Below are 23244 nucleotides of genomic sequence, written 5' to 3' on the forward strand. Positions count from 1 at the left end.
GGCGCGGCGCCGGAGCCGTCACGCCGGCCCCGGTAGCGCGGGACACGACGGAGCGCGACCGGTTGGATCAGGCCATCTCCGTCACTCCCCGCCGGCGCCGGGGAATTCCCCGTCGGCGCCGGCGGCGCCCTCCTGGACGCCCGCGGGGGCCGTTCGGCTGGGCGGTGCCACACGGCCAGGGCCACCGCGGCCATCGCCAGGAGCAGGCACCCCCGGCGGGCAGAGGAGCGCACCAGGAACTGGGCGACCCACATGACGTCCCTGCGCGGCGAGGAGCTGGGCGCCGAATTCGTCGCCGCGACCGGCGGATCTACCCGGGCACGGCCACTGACCACGCTGCCGCATCGAAGAACTCCGAGACCCCGAATCGAGCTGAGCCGGCAAAGAACCGGTGGCTCGGCCCACTGCCCCGCCTCGGATCGCCGTTCGTCAACGGGTTTCGGGGACGAGAACCACCTTTCCCGTCGTGGTCCGCGCCTTCAGGGCGGCGTGCGCTTCGGCGGCCCGCGACAGCGGGAAGGTCTGGAAGGCCGGCACGAGGTTGCCGTCGGCGGCCTCCGCGAGCGCGCGCGCCTCGTCGACGGCGGAGTCCTGCCCCCGCAGGAGCAGGTCCAGCGCGTCGGTGAAGCCCACCCCGCGGGCCTTCAGCTCCCTGTCGTCGGGGCGGAACTCCTCCCGGGAGGCCGCCCCTATGGTGAGGTAGCGCCCGCCCTCGGCCAACAGTCCGAACGCGGCGCGGCCCTTGTCGCCCTCGACACCGTCCAGGACGACCGTGACGCCGCGCCCGCCCAGGGCGTCGCGGACGGTGTCCGTCCAGTCAGCCATGTTGTAGTCGACGGCGACGTCGGCTCCCAGTTCCCGTACGGCCACCGTTTTGGCCGGTCCGCCTGCCGCGCCGACGATCGTGGCGCCGAGGCGATGGGCGTATTGCACCACGAGGCGGCCGATCCCGCCCGCGGCGGACGTGACCAGGACGACGTCGTCGGGGGTGAGCTTCGCGATGTCGAGCAGGCCGATCGCGGTGGTGCCGGTCACGACCATGGTGACGGCTGCCTCGTACCCCAGTCCGGCCGGGATCCGGTGCAGGGAGGCCACGTCGGCGACGGCGAGTTCGGCGTAGCCCCCCGGCGTGCCGCGTCTGGTCGTCACCCCGGTGCCGATCCAGGACTCGTCCACGTCCGGGCCGACGGCGTCGACGACGCCGGCCACCTCTCCGCCGAAGATGGCGGGAAGCTCCGGGAGCGGCGGGCCGATGTCCAGTCCCTGCCGCATCGCCGTCTCGATCTGGTGGACGCCCGCGGCTCGCACCGCCACCCGGACCTGACCGGGCCCCGGTACGGGGTCGGGCACGGTCTCGTAGCGGAGGTTCTCCGCGGGACCGAACTCGTGCAGGACGACTGCTCGCATGGCTGTTCCTTTCCGTTGGTGCGCTCGGACAAGTCCCACTCTGTTCCCTCAACTCGACTTGAGGTCAAGCACCCCGTGAGTCGCCTGCGATGGATGGGCGGGTGTGGGGCGGCCGGGCGCTGCCCAGCAGGGCCTGTCCCACGGAGACCGCCGGTGTCGCGTCCGGCGTGGTGTGGATCGTCCTGGTCCTGGCGGCGCCGGCCTGGCTGAGGCCGAGGAGGGGAGCGGCGGTCCGTCGGCCGGCTGACCGAGGCGTACGGGTCAGTCGAGGATGCCCCGGTCGTAGCCGACTGCCACGGCCGCGGCCCGGTCCTTGGTGCCGAGCTTGGCGAAGACGTGGGTGAGGATCACCAGGAGGAGGGAGGGGAAGACGAAGACCCAGAACAGGCTGCCCGGTTCGCGGAGGAAGAGCCGGGTCTCGGCGATCAGGACGGCGGTCGCGGGACCGCGTCGCCGGGCGGCGCGGGGCCGGGGGGTGGTGGTCTCGGTCTGCATGTCAGGCGTCCTGTCCGGTGAGGTCGAGGAAGGCTTCGTCGAGGCTGGACTCGGTGATGCGCAGCCGCCGGGCGATGAGCTCCCAGGTGTCGCGGCGGGCCCGCGGGTCGAGGCCGGTGGTCAGCTCGTCGAGGACGACGACCCTCGGGTCGCCGATCAGCGCGAGGGCGATGAACAGCCGCTGCTTCTGGCCGCCGGAGAGCCGGCCGAAGCGGGTGGTGAGCTTCTCGTCGAGGCCGAGCCGGGCGGCGAGCGGGCGCCAGTCGACGGGGGCCGGGTAGAACACGCCGTACAGCTCCAGCGCCTCCCGTACGGTCACTTCGGCCTGGAGCTCGCTCTCCTGGAGCTGGGCGCCGAGCAGCCGCGTCACCCGGTCGTGGTCGGCGACGGGGTCGAGCCCGGCGACCTTGATCGTGCCCGCGTCGGGGATGCGCAAGCCCTCCACGCACTCGACGGTGGTGGTCTTGCCCGCCCCGTTGGGACCGAGGATGCCGAAGATCTCCCCCTCGTCGACGGGGAAGGAGACGCCGTCGACCACGTGGCGGCCCGCGTAGGTCTTGCGCACCTCGTCGACTTCGATGATTGCCATGTCCACCAGGGTTCCGGCGGGCGGCGGCGGGCGGTATCCGTCATCACGCCTGACGTGGCATCAACCGATCGGTTGACCCGGGGGCACGACCCGGGGGAAGCGGCGGGGCTCCGGCCGAAATGGGGAGGACCGATGTCAGTGGTGAAACGTAGAGTCGGCCCTGATGCCCGAAAAGCCTGCAGAGCACACGGACCGGTCCGCCGTGCGCTCCCTCCTGCGTCTGTGGCCCTATGTCCGCCCGGTACGGGTCCGTCTGTTCACCGCCGCCTTCGTGGCGATCCTGGCGTCCTGTCTGTCGCTGGTGATCCCGCTGATCCTGAAGTGGATGGTGGACGGGCCCGTCGCCGACCGGGACCCGGGCGGCGTCTGGCTGGGCGCGCTGTATCTGCTGCTGCTCGGCATCGCGGAGGCCGCGCTGTTCGGGTTCCGGCGGTGGCTGGTGGCGCGTCCGCTGGCCGGGGTCGAGGCGTCGATGCGGGCCGACCTCTACCGCCATCTGCAACGGCTGCCGGTGGCCTTCCACGACCGGTGGCCCTCGGGCCAGCTGCTGTCGCGCGGTACGACGGACCTGATGCTGCTGCGGATGTTCCTGGCGTTCCCGCTGACCTTCCTGGTCGGCAACGCGGCGACGATCCTGGTCGGTTTCCTCATCCTGTTCGCCCAGGACTGGTCGCTCGGTCTGGTGCTGCTGGCGCCCGCGGTGCCGCTGATCATCCTGTGCTCGGTGTTCGAGGCGAAGTACTCGCTGGTGGCGCGCAAGGCCCAGGACCAGGTCGGTGATCTGACCACGGTCGTCGAGGAGAGCGTGCTCGGCATCCGGATCGTCAAGGGCTTCGGCCGCCACCGCAGCCAGGCGAAGGCCTTCCGGGCCCTGTCGCAGCGGCTGCGCGCCACGGAGCTGGGCAAGGCGCGTCTGCTCGCCGGGATCTGGGCGCTCATCACCGCCATCCCGGAGCTGGCGATCGGGGCGGCGCTGGTGCTCGGCACGATCCAGGTGGCGGACGGCTCGCTGTCGGCGGGCACCCTGGTCGCGTTCCTCTCCACCGCGCTCGCACTGCGGTGGCCCGTGGAGTCGATCGGCTTCCTGCTGGCGATGAGCCAGGAGTCGGCGACCGCGACCGACCGGTACTTCGAGGTGATGGACGCGGCGGAGGAGGGTGCGCCGGCCGCCCGCAAGGACGCTCCCAGCGAGCCGTACGCACCGGACGCGCCCGCCGGGATGGTGTTCGAGGGCGTGGAGTTCCGCTACCCGGACGCGGAGCCGGGCTCCCCGCCGGTCCTCGCCCGCATCGACCTCCAGGTACGGCCCGGCGAGACGATGGCCCTGGTGGGCGGTACGGGCTCCGGCAAGACGACGCTCACCGCGCTGGTCCCCCGGCTGCACGAGGTGACCGGCGGGCGGATCACGCTGGACGGCGAGGACATCGCCACGATGGAGCGCTCGCGGCTGCGGGAGCTGGTGTCGGTGGCGTTCGAGGAGCCGACGCTGTTCTCGGCGACGGTCGGCGAGAACGTGCTGATGGGGGCCGAGGACGCGGACGAGGACCAGGTGCGGCGGGCGCTCGCGGTGGCGCAGGCCGACTTCGTGCACCGGTTGCCCCAGGGCCTGGACACGCAGGTCGGCGAGCAGGGCCTGAGCCTCTCCGGCGGCCAGCGCCAACGCCTCGCCCTGGCCCGGGCGGTGGTGGGCCGGCCGCGCTTCCTGGTGCTGGACGACCCGCTCTCGGCGCTCGACGTGCACACGGAGACGCTGGTGGAGGCGGCGCTGCGCCAGGTGCTGGAGGAGACGACGGCGGTGGTGGTGGCGCACCGGCCGTCGACCGTGATGCTGGCGGACCGGGTGGCGCTGCTGTCGGAGGGCCGGATCACGGCGGTGGGCACGCATCAGGAGCTGCTGCGGTCGAACGCGGAGTACGCGTGGCTGATGTCGGGGGCGGAGCCGGGCGGGGCCGGACCTGAGGTCACGTCACCCGACGTGCGGTCCGTCGCCGGGGGGCCCGGCCCCGCAACCGCCGGCACCCCCACCCAGCAGGTCCCCGTCGAGGAGGGCAGTAGCCGATGACCACGACCACCGACGACGCCGCGCGCACCGCCCCCGGTGACGACGACGGCCAGGAACCCGGCCGGACGGCCCAGGCCCAGGCGCCCGCCCCGGACGGCCCCGGCGATCCCTTCGACCAGGACGACCTGCCCGCACCGCCCGGCGCCACCCGCACGCTCCTGTTCTCCCTGCTCAGGCCGGTGCGCCGGCGGGTGGCGGTGGCCGCGCTGCTGCTGGTCCTCCAGCAGGCGGCGGTGCAGGCGGGCCCGCTGCTGGTGGCGTACGCGATCGACAGCGGGGTCCCGGCGTTCCGGGACCACGACTACGGGCCGCTGATCGCGGTCGCCGTCGGCTATCTGCTCTGTTCGGTGGGCGCGGGCGTGCTCCAGTACGCGTTCATCCGGGGCTCGGCCCGCATCAACCAGGACGCGCTGCTGGACCTGCGCGGCCGGATCTTCCGGCACGCCCAGGTGCTGAGCGTGGACTTCCACGAGCGCTACACCTCGGGACGGCTGATCTCGCGCTCCACCACGGACGTCGAATCACTCCAGGAGCTGCTGAGCGAGGGGCTCCAGGAGCTGATCACCGTCGTCCTCTCCTTCGTGTCGATCGGGCTGGTCCTGCTCTGGCTGGACCTGGGCATCGGGGCGATCGCGGTGCTCTCCTTCGTACCGCTGTATCTGCTGGTACGGCTCTACCGGCGGCGGGCGGCCGTGGTGTACGGGGCGCGGTCGACGGCGATCGCGTCGGTGATCGTCAAGTTCGCGGAGACCATGAACGGCATCCGGCCGGTCCAGGCGTTCCGCCGTGAACGGTCCAACGACGCCGCGTTCGCCTCGCTCAACCACGTCCACGAGCGGCGCAACGGTGACGCGCTGCTGGAGATGGCGCGCTATGTGGTCGGCTCGCGGCTGGTCGCCAACACGGCGGTCGCCGGGATGGTCCTGTGGGGTGCCTACCGGGTGGCCGACGGGACGCTGGCGCTCGGGGTGCTGGCGGCGGCGGTGCTGTATCTGCGCCGGCTCTACGACCCGATCGACCGGCTGGGGATGTTCCTCAACTCCTACCAGTCGGCGGCGGCCTCGCTGGAGAAGATCGCGGGCCTGCTGGCCCAGACCCCGACGGTCCCGGTGCCGGCGGACCCGAAGGAGCTGCCGGCCCGCTCCGACGGCCACCCGGGCCGGGAGGTCGTCTTCGACGGGGTACGGTTCGCCTACCGTACGGGCGGCGAGGTGCTGCCCACGTTCGACCTGCGCATCCCGGCGGGCGCCACGGTGGCGGTCGTCGGCTCCACGGGCGCGGGCAAGTCGACCCTGGCCAAGCTGCTGGCCCGCTTCTACGACCCGACCGACGGCCGCGTCCTGCTGGACGGGGTGGACCTGCGGGACCTGGCCACGGCCGAGCTGCGCAAGGGCGTGGTGATGGTGACCCAGGAGGCGTTCCTGTTCTCGGGGACGGTCGCGGAGAACATCGCGATCGGCCGCCCGGACGCCACCCCGGACGAGATCGAGCGGGCGGCGAGGGCGATCGGCGCGCACGACTTCATCGCCGCGCTGCCCGAGGGCTACGACACCGACGTACGCAAGCGGGGCGGCCGGATCTCGGCGGGCCAACGCCAGTTGGTCGCCTTCGCCCGCGCCCTGCTGGCGGATCCGGCGGTGCTGATCCTGGACGAGGCGACCAGCTCCCTGGACATCCCCGGCGAGCGGGCGGTGCAGCGCGCCATGGACACGGTGCTGCACGGCCGTACGGCGGTGGTGATCGCCCACCGCCTGTCCACCGTGGAGATCGCGGACCGGGTGCTGGTGATGGAGGGCGGCCGCATCGTGGAGGACGGCGCGCCCGCCGGACTCATCGGCGGTACGGGGCGCTTCGCGGGGCTGCACCGGACGTGGAAGGACAGCCTGGTCTGAGGGTCCGAGGGAATTGACGAGGGGGGTGCCGCTGCCCGGACGGGCGGCGGCACCCCCCTCGCGTTCGTACGTCAGGCGGTCGCGTCGCCGTTGCGGCGGCGGCCCAGCGCGAAGACGACACCGGCGCCGGCGAGGATCGCCACTCCGCCGATGCTCGCGATGACCGGCAGGTTGGAGTCGGATCCGGTCTGGGCGAGGGTGCCCTCGGGCTTGATCTCCGTGTTGCCGACGGGCTTGACGGGGACCGGCTTCTTGCCGCCCGTCTGGGGCTCGGCCTCGTTCGGCTCGCCCGGCGCGGTGCCGGCGGCGAGGACGTCGAACTCGTAGAACTGCTCGGCCTCGGGGTAGACGCAGTTGCCCTCGTCGTCGGCGTAGAGGCCGATGATGAAGGCGATGGCGAAGCCCGCGGGCGCCTTCTTGTCGACGCTCAGGCGCAGGTCGATCGAGAAGGACTCCTTGGCCCGGATGTCGGTGTAGCCGATGTAGCCGATGACCTCGTCGTCCAGGTCGAGGGAGATGTCCGTCCAGACGCCCGTTTCGGGGTTCTTGAACTGGAGCGTGAGGTGATCGGTGCTCTCCTCCCAGCTGTCGTCGTCGATCTGCGCGGCGATGAGACCGAGGTCGACCCGCTTGTAGGCCTTGTCGCCCTTGTTCTCCACGTTCAGCTTGAAGCCGTGGAACCCGCTGCCCGCGACGACCTCGGAGGGGAGACCGGAGAGCGAGGTGCGCAGGTTCTCGTCGGTCTGCTGCTCCTCCGTGTCCTGGCAGATGTCACTGGGCGAGGTGACGGACGGCGACGGGGCGGGCGGGGTGGCGGAGGGGGACGCAGGCTTGTCCTCGGGCTTCTCCTCCTGCTTCTCCTCCTCGCCCGCGGGCTTCTCCTCCCGCTTCTCCTCCTCGGCCGGGGGCTTCTCCTCGCCCTCCTCGGCAGGGGGGTTCTCCCCCTCCGGGGCGGGCACGGTGTCGGTCTCCTCTTCCGCGGGCGGCGTCTCGGGCTCCTCCGACGCGGTGGCGGTCTCGGTCGCCTCCGGGGTGGGGCTCGGGGACGCGAAGGCGGCGGGGGACGACAGGAGGGTGACCGGGGCGAGTACGGCGGTCGCTGCTGCGACGGCCAGAGCGCGGCGGATCTTCATACGATGAGGTCCTCTGGGGAGTCTGGGTGCCGCCGCGGCGGCACGAAGGCTGGGAGGGCCGTCCGGTTTCGACGTGGAGGGAGACGCGGGTGAGGCCAATGGGTCGGACTGTCGCCGGTGGTGCAGGGATGTACCGGACAGGCGATCGAATCGTGTGAAGTAGCACACAGCGAGCACATAGGAAGTGCACATCCACGGCTCCCGGGCCCGGCCGCCCGCACCTCCTCGCCTATCTGAGCTCCGGGCGGAGGCGGCCCGGCGCCCCTGGCTCTCCACCCTCCTCGACCCGATGGCGAGCGGCGACTTCGCGGGGTTCGAGGCGGCCCAGCGGTCCTTCGGACTGGCCGTCACCCCGCAGCGGGCGGCCACCGTCACGACTGTCAGGATCTGGCCAGAACCCGCGCCCGTCTCACCAGGTGGGCCGCAACCGCTTCCGGACGCGCCGCCCGCATGCGCCCCGGACGCACCGAACCTGTGCCCACCCTGTGAATACAGGCCTTGACACACCCCGGCGGCATTCGGGTGAAGATCGGCGAAACGTCCGCTTAACGAACATGACCTTTCGGGCAACGAACGAATTCCGGCCAACATTTTGACGCGCTCCTGACAGACGTACGGATCTGCTGACACTCTTCACCCCGTTCTGCGCACCGCCTGCACTGTCCCGGACGGCTCATCCAGCGCCGCCGGGTAACCCCCCTCGCAGAAGGAGTCCGCGTGAGATCCACGCCCAGCCGTCGCGCCACCGCGACCGGCGCTCTGATAGCCGCAGCAGCCATGATCGCCGTCGGACTGCAGTCAGGCTCCGCCACCGCCACCCCGGCCTCGGCCGCCCCCGCCGGCGGGATCACCGCCGGCACGAAGGCCGACCCGGGTTCGCTCCCCGCCGAGCTCTCCCCCGCCCAGCGCGCCGAACTCCTCCGCGAGGCCGACGCGACCAAGGCGGCGACCGCCAGGGAGCTCGGACTCGGCGCCACGGAGAAGCTCGTCGTCCGCGATGTCGTCCAGGACCGGGACGGCACCACGCACACCCGCTACGAGCGCACCCTCGACGGACTCCCCGTCCTCGGCGGCGACCTGGTGGTCCAGGAGACGACGGCCGGCAGGACCCTCAGCGTCACCAAGGCCTCGAAGGCGACCACCGCGCAGCTGAAGGCCGTCGGCCTCACCGCCGACGTGGCCCCGGCCGCCGCCGAGAAGCAGGCGCTCGGTGCGGCGAAGACCGAGGGATCGAAGGCGACGAAGGCGGACAAGGCGCCGCGCAAGGTCGTCTGGCTGGGCGGCGGCTCCCCGCAGCTCGCCTACGAGACGGTCGTCGGCGGACTCCAGCACGACGGCACCCCCAACGAGCTGCACGTCATCACCGACGCGGCCTCCGGCGAGAAGCTGTACGAGTGGCAGGCCGTCCACAACGGGACCGGCAACACCCAGTACAGCGGCCAGGTGACGCTGGGCACCGCGCCCTCGTACACGCTGACCGACACCGCACGCGGCAGCCACAAGACGTACAACCTCAACCGGGGCACCTCCGGCACCGGCACGCTCTTCTCCAACTCCACGGACGTCTGGGGCAACGGCACCCCGCAGAACCTGGAGACGGCCGGCGCCGACGCCCACTACGGCGCCGCGCTCACCTGGGACTACTACAAGAACGTGCACGGCCGCAACGGCATCCGCGGGGACGGCGTCGGCGCGTACTCCCGGGTCCACTACGGCAACAACTACGTCAACGCGTTCTGGCAGGACAGCTGCTTCTGCATGACGTACGGCGACGGGGCGAACAACGCCAAGCCGCTGACCTCCATCGACGTGGCCGCCCACGAGATGACCCACGGCCTCACCTCGAACACCGCGCGCCTCGTCTACAGCGGTGAGTCCGGCGGCCTCAACGAGGCGACGTCCGACATCTTCGCCGCCGCCGTCGAGTTCCACGCGAACAACCCGCAGGACCAGGGCGACTACCTGGTCGGTGAGAAGATCGACATCCGTGGCAACGGCACCCCGTTGCGCTACATGGACAAGCCCAGCCGGGACGGCAGCTCCAAGGACTACTGGTACTCCGGCATCGGCAGCGTCGACGTCCACTACTCCTCGGGCCCGGCCAACCACTGGTACTACCTGCTCTCCGAGGGCAGCGGCACCAAGACGATCAACGGCGTCAGCTACGACTCCCCGACCTCCGACGGACTGCCGGTCACCGGTATCGGCCGGGACAAGGCCTCGCTGATCTGGTTCAAGGCGCTCACCACCAAGTTCACCTCGACGACCAACTACGCCGCTGCCCGCACCGGCACGCTCGCGGTCGCCAGTGAGCTGTACGGCGCCACCAGCCCCGAGTACGCGGCCGTGGCCCACGCCTGGGCCGGCGTCAACGTGGGTACCCGCCCCGGCGGCGGCGACCCCGACCCGGGTGGCAAGGTCTTCCAGAACAACACCGTCGTGAACATCCCGGACGCGGGCGCGGCCGTCACCAGCGCGGTCAACGTCACCGGTATCGCGGGCAACGCCCCGAGCGCCCTCAAGGTCGACGTGAACATCAGCCACACCTACCGCGGTGACCTGGTCATCGACCTGGTCGCCCCGGACGGCGGCACCTTCCGCCTGAAGAACTCCTCCTCCTCGGACTCCGCGGACAACGTGGTGGCGACCTACACGGTCAACGCCTCGTCCAAGGTGGCCAACGGCGAGTGGAAGCTGAGGGTCCAGGACGTGTACCGCTCGGACACCGGCCGGATCAACAGCTTCAAGCTCACCTTCTGATCCAGCGGCGGCACCGCACCACCACATGACCGAACGGCCCGGCAGGGGCTCTGCTCCCCCGCCGGGCCGTTCGCCATATAGGGGGTCGCATACACGAACAGGGAGCCCTCCCGCAGCAGAAGGGCCCGGCACCGCGCGTCGCGGTACCGGGCCCCACCTCGGCTGAGCTCAGCGCATCAGTACGCCCGCACCCTCCCCCGTCGCCTCGTTCGGCACCGCGACCAGGCCCAACTCGGCACCGCAGGAGAGCAGTTCGTGCGAGGGCAGAACGCGCACGGTGTAGCCGTACGGTCCCGTCCGGTCCAGGGCGAGCGGGCCTTCGTACAGCCAGCGGTCCTCCAGGTCATGGCCGCCCGCCGGCTTCAGCGGGAAGACCTGGGCGTCCGCGATGGCGTCGGCCGAGTCCACCCGGCCCGCCACCACCTGCACCTCGACGTCGTCCGGGTCGAGACCGCCGAGGGCGATCCGCACCCGGAGCGACAGGGTCGCCCCCAGTTCCGCCGAGCCGCCCGCCACGGTGTCGGTGACCGACTCCACATGGTCGACGGAGACTTCCGGCCAGGCCGCCCGGACCTTCGCCTTCCACTCCGCCAGCTCCCGCGCCACCGCCGGGCCGAGCGCCCGCCGGGACCGCGCGGCGGGGGCGTAGAGCCGCTCCACGTACTCGCGCACCATCCGCCCCGCCAGCACCTTCGGCCCCAGGTTGACCAGGGTCGAGCGGACCATCTCGATCCACCGGTCCGGCAGCCCCGTGGCTCCCCGGTCGTAGAAGCGCGGGGCGACCCGGTCCTCGATCAGGGCGTACAGGGCGTTGGCCTCCAGCTCGTCGCGCCGGTCCTCGTCGACCGCCGAGCCGTCGGCGGTGGGGATCTCCCAGCCGAAGTCCGGCTCGAACCACTCGTCCCACCAGCCGTCGCGCACGGAGAGGTTGAGACAGCCGTTGAGCGCCGCCTTCATCCCGCTCGTACCGCACGCCTCCAGCGGGCGCAGCGGGTTGTTGAGCCAGACGTCGCAGCCCGGGTAGAGCTTCTGCGCCATGCCCATGCCGTAGTCCGGCAGGAAGACGATGCGGTGGCGCACCCGCGGGTCGTCGGCGAACCGCACCAGCTCCTGGACCAGCCGCTTGCCGCCGTCGTCGGCGGGGTGGGCCTTGCCCGCCACCACGATCTGGATCGGGTGCGTCGGGTGCAGGAGGAGCTCCCGCAGCCGGTCGCGGTCGCGCAGCATCAGCGTAAGCCGCTTGTACGAGGGGACGCGGCGGGCGAAGCCGATGGTGAGGACGTCCGGGTCGAGGACGTCGTCGATCCAGCCCAGCTCGGCGGTGCCCGCGCCGCGCCGGCGCCAGGAGGCGTACAGGCGGCGGCGGACCTCGGTCACCAGCCGGCCGCGCAGCTCGCGGCGCAGCTCCCAGATCTCCTGGTCGCCGATCCCGCCCACCGCGCCCCAGCGGCGCGGGGTGCCGGTCCGCTGCTCGGAGGGCTCGCCGTCCACCGGCCCGCCCGCCAGGACCTGGTGGGCGCGGCCGGTGCCGACCTGTCCGGCACCGAGCCGGAACACCTCGGGAGCGACCCAGGTCGGGGCGTGCACCCCGTTGGTCACGGAGGTGATCGGCACGTCGGCGGGATCGAAGCCCGGCCAGAGCCCGGAGAACATCCCCCGGCTGACGGCCCCGTGCAGGGTGGAGACACCGTTCGCGCGCTGGGCGAGCCGGAGCCCCATCACCGCCATGTTGAACAGCTCGGGCTCCCCGCCGGGGTAGGTCTCCCGGCCCAGGCGCAGGATCTTCTCCACCGCGACACCGGGCAGCTCACCGTCGTCGCCGAAGTGGCGGGCGATCAGCTGCCGGTCGAACCGGTCTATCCCGGCGGGTACCGGGGTGTGGGTGGTGAAGACGGTCCCGGCGCGGACCACTTCGAGGGCCGCGTCGAAGCCGAGCCCGTCGGCGGCCAGTTCCCGGATGCGCTCCAGGCCGAGGAAGCCGGCGTGGCCCTCGTTGGTGTGGAACACCTCCGGCTCCGGGGTCCGGGTGAGCCGGCACCAGGTACGCACCGCGCGCACCCCGCCGATGCCGAGCAGCATCTCCTGGAGGAGGCGGTGGTCGCTGCCGCCGCCGTAGAGCCGGTCGGTGACATCGCGCTCGCCCGGCGCGTTCTCCTCGACGTCGGAGTCGAGCAGGAGGAGCGGGACGCGGCCGACCCGGGCCAGCCAGATCGAGGCGTACAGCGAGCGCCCGCCGGGCAGGGCGAGTACCACCCGGGCAGGGGTGCCGTCGGCCTCGCGGACCAGGTCGAGCGGGAGTTCGTTGGGGTCGAGGACCGGATAGTGCTCCTGCTGCCAGCCCTCGCGGGAGAGGCTCTGGCGGAAGTAGCCGTGGCGGTAGAGCAGGCCGACACCGATGAGCGGGACGCCCAGGTCACTGGCGGCCTTGAGGTGGTCACCGGCGAGGATGCCGAGGCCGCCACTGTACTGGGGCAGTGCGGCGGTGACGCCGAACTCGGGTGAGAAGTAGGCGACGGCGGAGGGGAGTTCCGCGCCCGCGGCCTGCTGTTCCTGGTACCAGCGGGGGCCGTCCAGATACTCCTTCAGATCGGCGGAGGCCTCGGCCAGGCGGCCCAGGTACTCCTCGTCCCGGCCCAGCTCGGCCAGGCGCCCGGCGGTCAGGGAGCCGAGCAGCCGTACGGGGTCGGCCTCCGCGGGCCGCCACCCCTCGGGGTCGGCGGACCGGAAGAGCTCGCGGGTCTCGGTGTGCCACGACCAGCGCAGGTTGCGCGCGAGGTCGTGGAGGGGTCGGAGGGGTTCGGGGAGGACAGGACGCACGGTGAATCGACGAATGGCCTTCACGTACTCCACCTTTACAGGGGACTTGCGCATCCGAGCGGACGCACCACGGTGTGCGTCCCTTCCATCACCCTCGACGGTAGCGGCCGTCCGTGGCCCGCGGCCACGGCGCGCGGACGGCTCACGGAGTCCGGGGACGGCCCGCGTGCGCCTCCCCACAGGAGCACCACGCGCACCGGCGGCCCTCTCCCACCCCACCCTTCACCTGCGGGTTTGGCCGATTTCCTTCCCGTACGCAGCCTTGTGGACCTTCCTGTCACAGGGAAGGCTGCCGTGTGGCGCCGCTTAGCGGGTATCCGGAACCTGTGAGGGCGCTTCGGGCCCCGTACGCCTCGGAGGCGCACGCCGGGCGCCATCGGACCCCGACCCGGACCTGACCGGACCTGACCGACCGGCTACGACCGAGTAGTTAACACAGCGCCGGATTTCCCGGGAACGAACGTGGGGAAGGCTTTCCCGGTACGCAGCCCGACCGGGCCCGCACACCTTCCCGGTGCATCCGAAACCTGCACGAAACCCCCGCGACCCACCCATTCGAGTGCCATTCGAGTGAACGCGGACAGGAGCGGCCATGCCCACAGCCCGTCAGCAGACAGCTGAGCAGCTACAAAGGACAGATCCCCATCTTCGCGGCACGCGCGGTCGGTCCTCCGCATCCGTGCCGTCACCCGTGCACGCCGAGCTCCTCCAGCCCCCAGGTGATTCCATGATCGGTCGTATTCCCGTACTGGACGTCCGCCCCCTCGTCGACTGCGGCAGACGTCCGGCGAAGGCCGTCGTCGGCGAGACCTTCCAGGTCACCGCCACCGTCTTCCGCGAGGGCCATGACGCGGTGGCGGCCAACGTCGTCCTGCGCGATCCGAGCGGACGGGTGGGACCGTGGACCCCGATGCGCGAGCTGGCCCCGGGCACGGACCGGTGGGGTGCCGAGATCACCCCGAACGCCGAGGGCCGCTGGACGTACACGGTGGAGGCGTGGAGCGACCCGGTCGCCACCTGGCGCCACCACGCGGCGATCAAGATCCCGGCGGGCATCGACACCGAGCTGGTCCTGGCGGAGGGGGCGGTCCTGCTGGAGCGGGCCGCCGCCGGCGTACCGAAGAAGAACGGGCGCGAGGCGGTGCTCGCCGCGGTGGACGCGCTGCGCGACACGGCCCACCCGCCGGCCGCCCGGCTGGCCGCCGCCCTGACCCCTGCCGCCGAGGCCGTCCTCGCCCGGCACCCGCTGCGCGAACTGGTCACCCGGTCCAAGCCGCTGGCGGTGCGCGTGGAGCGCGAGCGGGCGCTGTACGGGTCGTGGTACGAGCTGTTCCCCCGCTCGGAGGGCGCCAAGCAGGTGCCGGTGGACCCGGCCGACACCTCGCCGGACGCCGAGACGCGGCTGGTCAGCGGCACCTTCCGGACGGCGGCCGAGCGGCTGCCCGCCGTCGCCGCCATGGGGTTCGATGTCGTCTATCTGCCCCCGATCCACCCGATCGGGACGACCCACCGCAAGGGCCCGAACAACACCCTGACGCCCGGTGAGCACGATCCGGGCGTGCCGTGGGCGATCGGTTCGCCGGACGGCGGGCACGACGCCGTCCACCCGGAGCTGGGCACGCTGGAGGACTTCGACCACTTCGTGGAGGTGGCCCGCAACCTCCGGATGGAGATCGCCCTGGACTTCGCGCTCCAGTGCTCCCCGGACCACCCATGGGTCAAGGACCACCCGGACTGGTTCCACCACCGCTCCGACGGCTCGATCGCGTACGCCGAGAACCCGCCGAAGAAGTACCAGGACATCTACCCGATCGCCTTCGACAAGGACATGCGCGGCCTGGTGGCGGAGACGTCACGGATCCTGCGCTTCTGGATGGACCACGGCGTACGCATCTTCCGCGTCGACAACCCGCACACCAAGCCGGTGGTGTTCTGGGAGAAGGTCATCGCGGAGATCAGCGGCACCGACCCCGACGTCATCTTCCTGGCGGAGGCGTTCACCCGCCCCGCGATGATGCACACCCTCGGCGCGGTCGGGTTCCAGCAGTCGTACACGTACTTCACCTGGCGGAACACCAAGCAGGAGCTGACGGAGTACGTCACGGAGCTGTCGGGCGAGGCCGCCTCGTACATGCGGCCCAACTTCTTCGTGAACACCCCGGACATCCTGCCGGGCTACCTCCAGCACGGCGGACGCCCGGCCTTCGAGGCCCGGGCCGTGCTCGCCGCCACCCTCTCCCCCTCCTGGGGCGTCTACGCGGGCTTCGAGCTGTGCGAGAACACCCCGGCCAAGCCGGGGAGCGAGGAGTACCTGCACTCGGAGAAGTACGAACTGCGCCCGAGGGACTGGGAGTCGGCGGAGCGCGAGGGCCGCACGCTGACGCCCCTGATCACCTCGCTGAACCGGATCCGACGACGTAACCCCGCGCTCCAGCAGCTGCGCGAGGTCCACTTCCACCACGCCGACAACGAGTCGCTGATCGTCTACAGCAAGCGTTCCGGCTCGAACACCGTGCTGGTGGTCGTGAACCTCGACCCTCACCACACCCAGGAGGCCACGGTCTCGTTGGACATGGAGCGGCTCGGCCTTCAAGGGCACGAGCGCGTACCGGTGCGCGACGAGCTCACCGGCGACACCTATCACTGGGGCAGGGCCTTCTATGTGCGCCTAGAGCCGGGTATCACGCCCGCGCACATCGCCGTCCTGCGACCGTCCCCGCCGACCGGAGGGTCACCCACACCATGATCGTCAATGAGCCTGTCCACGACACGTTCGAGGACACACCCGCCAAGGACCGTGATCCCGACTGGTTCAAGCGCGCCGTCTTCTACGAGGTGCTCGTACGGTCCTTCCAGGACTCCAACGGCGACGGAATCGGCGACCTCAAGGGCATCACCGCCAAGCTGGACTACCTCCAGTGGCTCGGTGTCGACTGCCTCTGGCTGCCGCCGTTCTTCAAGTCCCCACTGCGCGACGGCGGTTACGACGTCTCCGACTACACCGCCGTGCTGCCGGAGTTCGGCGACCTCGCCGACTTCGTGGAGTTCGTGGACGCCTCGCACCAGCGGGGCATGCGCGTCATCATCGACTTCGTCATGAACCACACGAGCGACCAGCACGAGTGGTTCCAGCAGTCCCGCACCGACCCCGACGGGCCGTACGGCGACTACTACGTCTGGGCGGACGACGACAAGCAGTTCCAGGACGCCCGGATCATCTTCGTCGACACCGAGACGTCCAACTGGACCTTCGACCCGGTGCGCAAGCAGTACTACTGGCACCGCTTCTTCTCCCACCAGCCGGACCTCAACTACGAGAACCCGGCGGTGCAGGAGGAGATCCTCGCGGCCCTGCGCTTCTGGCTGGACCTGGGCATCGACGGCTTCCGGGTCGACGCCGTGCCCTACCTCTACCAGCGCGAGGGCACCAACTGCGAGAACCTCCCCGAGACCCACCACTTCCTGAAGCGGGTCCGCAAGGAGATCGACGCCAACTACCCGGACACCGTGCTTCTCGCCGAGGCCAACCAGTGGCCGGAGGACGTCGTCGACTACTTCGGCGACTTCGAGGCGGGCGGCGACGAGTGCCACATGGCGTTCCACTTCCCCGTCATGCCGCGCATCTTCATGGCGGTGCGCCGCGAGAGCCGCTACCCGGTCTCCGAAATCCTCGCCAAGACCCCGGCGATCCCGAAGAACTGCCAGTGGGGCATCTTCCTGCGCAACCATGACGAGCTGACCCTCGAAATGGTCACGGACGAAGAGCGCGACTACATGTACGCGGAGTACGCCAAGGACCCCCGGATGCGCGCCAACATCGGCATCCGCCGCCGCCTGGCCCCGCTGCTGGACAACGACCGCAACCAGATCGAGCTGTTCACCGCGCTGCTGCTGTCGCTGCCCGGCTCCCCGATCCTCTACTACGGGGACGAGATCGGGATGGGCGACAACATCTGGCTGGGCGACCGGGACGCGGTCCGCACCCCGATGCAGTGGACGCCCGACCGCAACGCCGGCTTCTCCTCCAGCGATCCGGGGCGGCTCTACCTCCCCACGATCATGGACCCGGTCTACGGCTACCAGGTCACCAACGTCGAGGCGTCGATGGCCTCGCCGTCCTCGCTGCTGCACTGGACCCGGCGGATGATCGAGATCCGCAAGCAGAACCCGGCCTTCGGGCTCGGCGAGTACACCGAGCTGCCGTCCTCCAACCCGGCGGTACTGGCGTTCACCCGCGAGTACAAGGACGACCTCGTCCTGTGCGTGCACAACTTCTCGCGGTTCGCACAGCCGACGGAACTCGACCTGCGGTCGTTCAACGGACGCCATCCGGTGGAATTGATCGGCGGGGTGCGCTTCCCGGCCATCGGCCAGTGGCCCTACCTGCTGACCCTTGCGGGACACGGCTTCTACTGGTTCCGGCTGCGCAAGGACACGCCGCCGGTCTGATCCGGCGGACATCCCGTGCGGGGCGGTTTCCGCCGCCCCGCACGGGGCACTCTGAGCGAAACGAAAGGCCTGGGGCCCTCACGGTTCCGTCGCCTCGGGCCTTCACGGTTCCGCCGTTCGAGTCCGTAAGCACCTTCCTCTCCCGACACGTCCCGCACAGCCGGACAGCCATTGCCGCAATCCGGGACACTCTTCGCATCCTGTGTGCCCGGGGAAAGGACGCGATGCCATGTCGGAGGCTGCATCCACTCACGTCGCCCTGGCGAAGAGCACGAGGAACAGCGCCACCCCAAGCAGTACGACGGACGGAGCCCTGCTGCCGTCCCTCGCCCCCCTGCTCCATGAATGGCTGCCCCGGCAGCGGTGGTTCGCCGGCAAGGGCCGGCCGGTCACCGGCTTCGTCCTGGTCTCCGCCACCGAGATGCTGCCGCTGGACGGCACCGCGGGCCCCGGTCTGCTCCATCTGCTGGTCCGGGTCCAGCAGCCGTCGCCGTCGGCCCACCCGGGCGACGACTGCTACCAGCTCCTGATCGGCGTACGGAGTTCGCTGCCGACCACGCTCGCCGCGGCCCTGATCGGGCGGGTGGAGCGCGGACCGCTGGCCGGGCGCACCGTCTACGACGCGCTGCACGATCCGCGCCTGGCGGACCTTCTGCTGGAACGGTTCCGCCGCCCAGGCACCCTCGGCTCCCTCCGCTTCGATCGGACCGCCGCGATCTCGGCCGGGCTGGCGCCCCGGGTCCTGGACGCCGAACAGTCCAACTCCTCGCTGGTCTACGGCGACGCGTACATCCTCAAGATCTTCCGCCGGGTCTTCCCGGGCACCAACCCGGATCTGGAGCTGCCGCTCGCCCTGGCCCGCGAAGGGTGCGACCGCGTCCCGGCGCCGGTCGCCTGGTTCGAGGCCCCCGGCCTCGAACCGCTCACCCTCGGCGTGCTCCAGCCCTTCCTGCACGGTGCCCGGGACGGCTGGCAGCTCGCCCTCACCGCGCTCACGGCGGGCCGCGACTTCGTCCCCGAGGCGCGGGCGCTCGGCCGGGCCACCGCCGAGGTCCACACCGCCCTCGCCGCGGCCCTGCCCACCCCGGCGCTGCAGGGGACGCAGACCCGGCAGCTGATCGCCCAGATGACCCAGCGTCTGGAGGCCGCCGCCCAGGCGGTGCCCGCGCTCGCCCCGTACGTCCCCGCCCTGCGCACCACGTTCGACGCCGTCACGGCGCTCGGGCACCGGGGCGGCGGCTGGGCGCAGCAGCGGGTGCACGGCGACCTCCATCTCGGCCAGGCGCTCCGCTCCCCCGACGGTTTCTGGTCGCTGATCGACTTCGAGGGCGAACCGGCCCGACCGCTGGACGAGCGCCGCCGCCCGGCACCCCCGGTCCGCGATGTGGCGGGCATGCTGCGCTCCTTCGACTACGCGGCCCGCTCCCACCGCCCGTGGAAACCCGAGTGGGCGGCCCGCTGCCGTGCCGCCTACTGCGAGGGGTACGCGCTCGCGGCGGGCACCGATCCACGCGGCGAACCGGAGCTGCTGCGCGCCCACGAGACCGACAAGGCGGTCTACGAGGTGGTGTACGAGGCCCGGCACCGCCCCGACTGGCTGCCGGTCCCCATGGCCGCCATCCAGCGACTGGCCCAGTCCGCCGCGGCCTGAGCCCCCACTCCCCTCCGCCCTCCGAACTCTTTGAGGAGGCAGTCCCTGTGACCGCCCGCAAGCCGTCCCGCAAGGGATCCCGCAAGACCGCAGCCGCCGAAGCCAACGCTCCTGTCGACGCCGCGAGGGTGGAGACGGCGCCCGAGCCCGCACTCGCTCCCGCGCCTGCCTCCGCTCCCGCTCCCGCTCCCGCTCCCGTCGAAGCCGAGGCCGCCACGACGGCCACGGCCACCAAGGCCCCCGCAGCCGCCAAGCGCGCCCGGCCCAAGCGCGCGGACGCCGTCCCGCCGCGCCCCCGGCAGGGCGGCGACGGCGGGGGCGCCCGCCCGGCGCCGGCCCTGGACGGCGCGGACCGCGGCCGACTGCTGGCCGGCGACCACCACGCCCCGCACGACGTGCTCGGCGCCCGGCCGATCCCGGGCGGGGTGCTGGTACGGGCGCTGCGCCCGTTCGCCCGCTCGGTGACGGTGCTGGCCGAAGGCGTGCGGGCCGAACTGCACGACGACGGCGACGGGTTCTTCTCCGGCGTGCTGCCGGTGAAGGAGGTCCCGGTCTACCGGCTCCAGGTGGCGTACGACGACAACACCATCGAGGTGGACGACCCGTACCGCTTCTGGCCCTCGCTCGGCGAGCTGGACCTCCATCTGATCGGGGAGGGCCGCCACGAGGAGCTGTGGCGGGCGCTCGGCTCGGAGCCGATGGTCCACCAGGGGGTGGCCGGGACCCGGTTCACCGTGTGGGCGCCGAACGCGCGCGGGGTGCGGGTGACGGGAGACTTCACCTGCTGGGACGGCACGGGCACACCGATGCGTTCGCTCGGCTCGACCGGGGTGTGGGAGCTGTTCCTGCCCGGGGTCGGCGAGGGCGCGCTCTACAAGTACGACATCTGCCGCCCGGACGGTTCACACACGGTCCGGGCCGACCCGATGGCCCGCCGTACCGAGGTCCCGCCCGCGACCGCCTCGGTGGTCACCGCCTCGCACCACGAATGGCGGGACGCGGACTGGATGGCGCACCGGGGCGACCGCCCGGTCCACGAGGCGCCCTTCTCCGTCTACGAGGTCCATCTCGCCTCCTGGCGACCGGGCCTGACCTACCGGCAACTTGCCGACCAACTCCCCTCGTACGTCAAGGATCTCGGCTTCACGCACGTCGAGCTGATGCCGGTCTCCGAGCACCCGTTCGGCGGTTCCTGGGGCTACCAGGTCACCGGCTTCTACGCGCCGACCTCCCGGATGGGCGCCCCGGACGACTTCCGGTACCTGGTGGACGCCCTGCACCGGGCGGGCATCGGCGTCATCATGGACTGGGTCCCGGCCCACTTCCCGCGCGACGACTGGGCGCTGGCCGAGTTCGACGGGCGGCCGCTGTACGAGCACTCCGACCCGCAGCGCGCGGCGCACCCGGACTGGGGGACGCTGGAGTTCGACTACGGCCGCACGGAGGTACGCAACTTCCTGGTCGCCAACGCCACTTACTGGTGCGAGGAGTTCCATATCGACGGGCTGCGGGTCGACGCCGTCGCCTCGATGCTCTACCTCGACTACTCCCGCGAGGACGGCCAGTGGTCGCCCAACGACCAGGGGGGCCGGGAGAACTGGGACGCGGTCGCCTTCCTCCAGGAGATGAACGCGACGGTCTACCGGCGCAACCCCGGGGTCGTCACCATCGCCGAGGAGTCCACCGCCTGGGACGGCGTCACCCGGCCCACCGACAGCGGCGGCCTGGGCTTCGGGCTGAAGTGGAACATGGGCTGGATGCACGACTCGCTGCTGTACGTGGCGAAGGAGCCGGTGCACCGCAAGTACCACCACAACGAGATGACGTTCTCGATGGTGTACGCGTACAGCGAGAACTACGTGCTGCCGATCTCGCACGACGAGGTGGTGCACGGCAAGCAGGCGCTGGTGGCGAAGATGCCCGGCGACTGGTGGCAGCAGCGCGCCAACCACCGCGCCTACCTGGGTTACATGTGGGCCCACCCCGGCAAGCAACTCCTGTTCATGGGACAGGAGTTCGCCCAGGGTGCGGAGTGGTCCGAGGGTCACGGCCCGGACTGGTGGCTGCTGGACCCGACGTACGAGGCCTCCGGTGACCACCGCGGGGTGCGGAACCTGGTGGGCGACCTGAACGCGGTGTACGGGGCGGTGCCCGCGCTGTGGCAGCGCGACACGGTCCCGGAGGGGTTCAGCTGGGTGGACGGCGGGGCGGCCGAGGACAACGTCTTCGCGTTCCTGCGGTACGACGCGGACGGCTCGCCGCTGCTCGCGGTCTCGCACTTCTCCCCGGTGGTCCGGCACGACTACCGCCTCGGGGTGCCGGAGACCGGGACCGAGGGCTGGGTGGAGGTCCTCAACACGGACGCGGACCGGTACGGCGGCAGCGACGTACGCAACGAGGAGCCGCTCAAGGCGGAGGCGGTGCCCGCGCACGGCCGGCCGGCCAGCATCTCGCTGACGCTGCCGCCGCTGGCGACGGTGTGGTTCCGGCCCGCGTAAGGGACCGCGCCGGGACGGAGCAAGGACACCCGTACCGGGGGATACGGGTGTCCTTGGTGGGGGGTGTCACAGTGGCTGGAAAGGGCCGGTCAGACCTTGGCGGGCTCGGCCGCCGTCTCACGCGGTTCGGGGAGCTCGGCGGAGGTGGCCGGACCGCCGTGGTCGTCGTCGACCAGCGTCCGCTCGTCGAAGGGAAGCTGTCCGGCGAGGACCTGGCCGACCCGCTCCTTGTCGATCTCCTTGGTCCAGTGGCCGACCAGGACCGTGGCGACCGCGTTGCCCGCGAAGTTGGTCAGGGCGCGGGCCTCGCTCATGAAGCGGTCGATGCCGACGATCAGTCCGACCCCGTCGACGAGTTCGGGGCGGTGCGACTGGAGCCCGCCCGCGAGGGTCGCGAGGCCGGCGCCGGTCACGCCGGCCGCACCCTTCGAGGCGATGACCATGAAGATCAGCAGCGAGATCTGCTCGCTCGCGCTCAGCGGGTCGCCCATCGCGTTGGCGATGAAGAGCGAGGACATCGTGAGGTAGATCGCGGTGCCGTCGAGGTTGAAGGAGTAGCCGGTCGGCACGGTGATGCCGACGACGGGCTTGCTGACGCCCAGGTGCTCCATCTTCGCGATGAGCCGCGGCAGGGCGGACTCGGAGGAGGAGGTGGAGAGGATGAGCAGGAACTCGCGGCCCAGGTACTTCAGCAGGGAGAACAGGTTGACCCCGGCGACCAGGCGCAGGATCGCGCCGAGCACCACGAAGACGAAGAGTCCGCAGGTGACGTAGAAGCCGATCATGATGATCGCCAGGGACTTCAGGGCGTCGAGCCCGGTCTCGCCGACCACCGCCGCGATCGCGCCGAACGCGCCGACGGGGGCGGCCCACATGATCATGGCGAGGATGCGGAAGACGAGCCGCTGGATGTGGGTGATGCCCCGGATGATCGGCTCGCCCGCCGAACCCATCGCCTGGAGCGCGAAGCCCGCGAGCAGCGCGACCAGCAGGGTCTGGAGCACCTCGCCCGCCGTGAAGGCGGAGACGATGGTGGTCGGGATGATGCCGAGCAGGAAGTCCACGGTGGACTCGCTGGCACCGGACGCCTGCTTCTCACCGGCGGCGCGGGCCGCCTCGGTGATGTGGAGGGTGGAGCCGGGCTCCAGGAAGTTGCCGACCAGCAGGCCGATGGCGAGGGCGACGGTCGACATGACCAGGAAGTAGCCCAGCGCCAGGCCGCCGACCGCGCCGACCTTGGCCGCCTTGCGCACCGAGCCGACGCCCAGCACGATCGTGCAGAAGATGATCGGCGAGATCATCATCTTGATCAGGTTCACGAAGCCGGCGCCGATGGGCTTGAGCTCGACGGCCACCCCGGGGGCGACGAAGCCCACCAGGATGCCGAGCGCCACGGCGGCGATCACGGCGATGTACAGGTAGTGGGTACGGTCCCGCTGCTTGGCTGCCACGGCCATCGTGGGGCTCCTCGGCTCGGTCAGGGGGTGCGCC

11 protein-coding genes and 4 pseudogenes are annotated in these 23244 nt (G+C 71.4%); 8 read left to right on the forward strand and 7 right to left on the reverse strand.

Features of this window, described 5'->3' with window-relative positions; translation table 11 throughout:
• Positions 1–429 precede the first annotated feature (429 nt).
• The 4 genes and pseudogenes from AMK21_RS15300 to AMK21_RS15310 form a co-directional block, all read right to left on the reverse strand.
• Positions 430–1407, reverse strand: coding sequence for a zinc-binding dehydrogenase (locus AMK21_RS15300; protein ID WP_073878186.1), 978 nt, complete (start codon positions 1405–1407; stop codon positions 430–432).
• A gap of 261 nt (positions 1408–1668) precedes the next feature.
• Positions 1669–1755: pseudogene (locus AMK21_RS35420) on the reverse strand (DNA-binding response regulator); the annotation flags it as partial.
• Positions 1750–1902 (reverse strand): annotated as a pseudogene (locus tag AMK21_RS15305) (ABC transporter permease); the annotation flags it as partial. The pseudogenes AMK21_RS35420 and AMK21_RS15305, both read right to left, overlap by 6 nt.
• Positions 1903–1975: 73 nt before the next feature.
• Positions 1976–2491, reverse strand: a pseudogene (locus tag AMK21_RS15310) (ABC transporter ATP-binding protein); the annotation flags it as partial.
• A gap of 163 nt (positions 2492–2654) precedes the next feature.
• On the opposite strand from AMK21_RS15310, the gene AMK21_RS15315 reads away from it, so the two are divergent.
• Both AMK21_RS15315 and AMK21_RS15320 read left to right on the forward strand, forming a co-directional pair.
• Positions 2655–4553 carry an ABC transporter ATP-binding protein gene (locus AMK21_RS15315; RefSeq protein WP_079181170.1) on the forward strand — a complete coding sequence of 633 codons (1899 nt, stop codon included), beginning with the start codon at positions 2655–2657 and terminating at the stop codon, positions 4551–4553.
• A complete protein-coding gene (locus AMK21_RS15320) occupies positions 4550–6445 on the forward strand; it encodes an ABC transporter ATP-binding protein (protein WP_073878193.1) in 1896 nt (631 codons plus the stop codon). The genes AMK21_RS15315 and AMK21_RS15320 overlap by 4 nt, the downstream gene beginning before the upstream one ends.
• Positions 6446–6516: 71 nt before the next feature.
• On the opposite strand, the gene AMK21_RS15325 is transcribed toward AMK21_RS15320, so the two are convergent.
• Positions 6517–7578 (reverse strand): LPXTG cell wall anchor domain-containing protein, encoded by a 1062-nt coding sequence (locus tag AMK21_RS15325; RefSeq protein ID WP_199863203.1) that lies wholly within the window; start codon positions 7576–7578, stop codon positions 6517–6519.
• Between the two features lie 200 nt (positions 7579–7778).
• Here AMK21_RS15325 and AMK21_RS36065 point away from each other — a divergent pair.
• Positions 7779–7954, forward strand: a pseudogene (locus AMK21_RS36065) (TetR/AcrR family transcriptional regulator); the annotation flags it as partial.
• A gap of 341 nt (positions 7955–8295) precedes the next feature.
• Positions 8296–10338 (forward strand): M4 family metallopeptidase, encoded by a 2043-nt coding sequence (locus AMK21_RS15335; protein WP_073878196.1) that lies wholly within the window; start codon positions 8296–8298, stop codon positions 10336–10338.
• A 168-nt stretch (positions 10339–10506) separates the two neighbouring features.
• Here AMK21_RS15335 and glgP read toward each other — a convergent pair whose 3' ends face one another.
• Positions 10507–13179: an alpha-glucan family phosphorylase gene (gene glgP, locus AMK21_RS15340; RefSeq protein WP_073879142.1), complete on the reverse strand. Its 2673-nt coding sequence runs from the start codon at positions 13177–13179 to the stop codon at positions 10507–10509.
• Positions 13180–13882: 703 nt separating this feature from the next.
• On the opposite strand from glgP, the gene AMK21_RS15345 reads away from it, so the two are divergent.
• The 4 genes from AMK21_RS15345 to glgB all read left to right on the forward strand — a co-directional run bounded on the left by AMK21_RS15345 (position 13883) and on the right by glgB (position 21753).
• Complete coding sequence (locus AMK21_RS15345; RefSeq protein WP_073878199.1) at positions 13883–15901, forward strand: alpha-1,4-glucan--maltose-1-phosphate maltosyltransferase; 2019 nt, start codon at positions 13883–13885, stop codon at positions 15899–15901.
• The gene (treS, locus tag AMK21_RS15350; RefSeq protein ID WP_073878201.1) at positions 15898–17604 is read left to right on the forward strand and encodes a maltose alpha-D-glucosyltransferase; all 1707 of its coding nucleotides are present in this window, start codon (positions 15898–15900) and stop codon (positions 17602–17604) included. The genes AMK21_RS15345 and treS overlap by 4 nt, the downstream gene beginning before the upstream one ends.
• 229 nt (positions 17605–17833) lie before the next feature.
• A complete protein-coding gene (locus AMK21_RS15355) occupies positions 17834–19255 on the forward strand; it encodes a maltokinase N-terminal cap-like domain-containing protein (protein ID WP_073878204.1) in 1422 nt (473 codons plus the stop codon).
• Positions 19256–19302: 47 nt separating this feature from the next.
• A complete protein-coding gene (gene glgB, locus AMK21_RS15360) occupies positions 19303–21753 on the forward strand; it encodes a 1,4-alpha-glucan branching enzyme (RefSeq protein ID WP_073878206.1) in 2451 nt (816 codons plus the stop codon).
• Positions 21754–21842: 89 nt separating this feature from the next.
• On the opposite strand, the gene AMK21_RS15365 is transcribed toward glgB, so the two are convergent.
• A complete protein-coding gene (locus AMK21_RS15365; RefSeq protein WP_073878209.1) occupies positions 21843–23210 on the reverse strand; it encodes a cation:dicarboxylate symporter family transporter in 1368 nt (455 codons plus the stop codon).
• Positions 23211–23244: the final 34 nt, after the last annotated feature.

The sequence above is a fragment of the Streptomyces sp. CB00316 genome (assembly GCF_001905595.1).
GTDB lineage: Bacteria > Actinomycetota > Actinomycetes > Streptomycetales > Streptomycetaceae > Streptomyces.

Excerpts from the sequence above, each read along its gene's own strand:
- AMK21_RS15345 (WP_073878199.1), top strand. The coding sequence starts at position 13,883 with ATGATCGGTCGTATTCCCGTACTGGACGTCCGCCCCCTCGTCGACTGC.
- AMK21_RS15320 (WP_073878193.1), top strand. The coding sequence starts at position 4,550 with ATGACCACGACCACCGACGACGCCGCGCGCACCGCCCCCGGTGACGAC.
- AMK21_RS15315 (WP_079181170.1), top strand. The coding sequence starts at position 2,655 with ATGCCCGAAAAGCCTGCAGAGCACACGGACCGGTCCGCCGTGCGCTCC.
- treS (WP_073878201.1), top strand. The coding sequence starts at position 15,898 with ATGATCGTCAATGAGCCTGTCCACGACACGTTCGAGGACACACCCGCC.
- AMK21_RS15365 (WP_073878209.1), bottom strand. The coding sequence starts at position 23,210 with ATGGCCGTGGCAGCCAAGCAGCGGGACCGTACCCACTACCTGTACATC.
- AMK21_RS15325 (WP_199863203.1), bottom strand. The coding sequence starts at position 7,578 with ATGAAGATCCGCCGCGCTCTGGCCGTCGCAGCAGCGACCGCCGTACTC.
- AMK21_RS15355 (WP_073878204.1), top strand. The coding sequence starts at position 17,834 with ATGTCGGAGGCTGCATCCACTCACGTCGCCCTGGCGAAGAGCACGAGG.
- AMK21_RS15300 (WP_073878186.1), bottom strand. The coding sequence starts at position 1,407 with ATGCGAGCAGTCGTCCTGCACGAGTTCGGTCCCGCGGAGAACCTCCGC.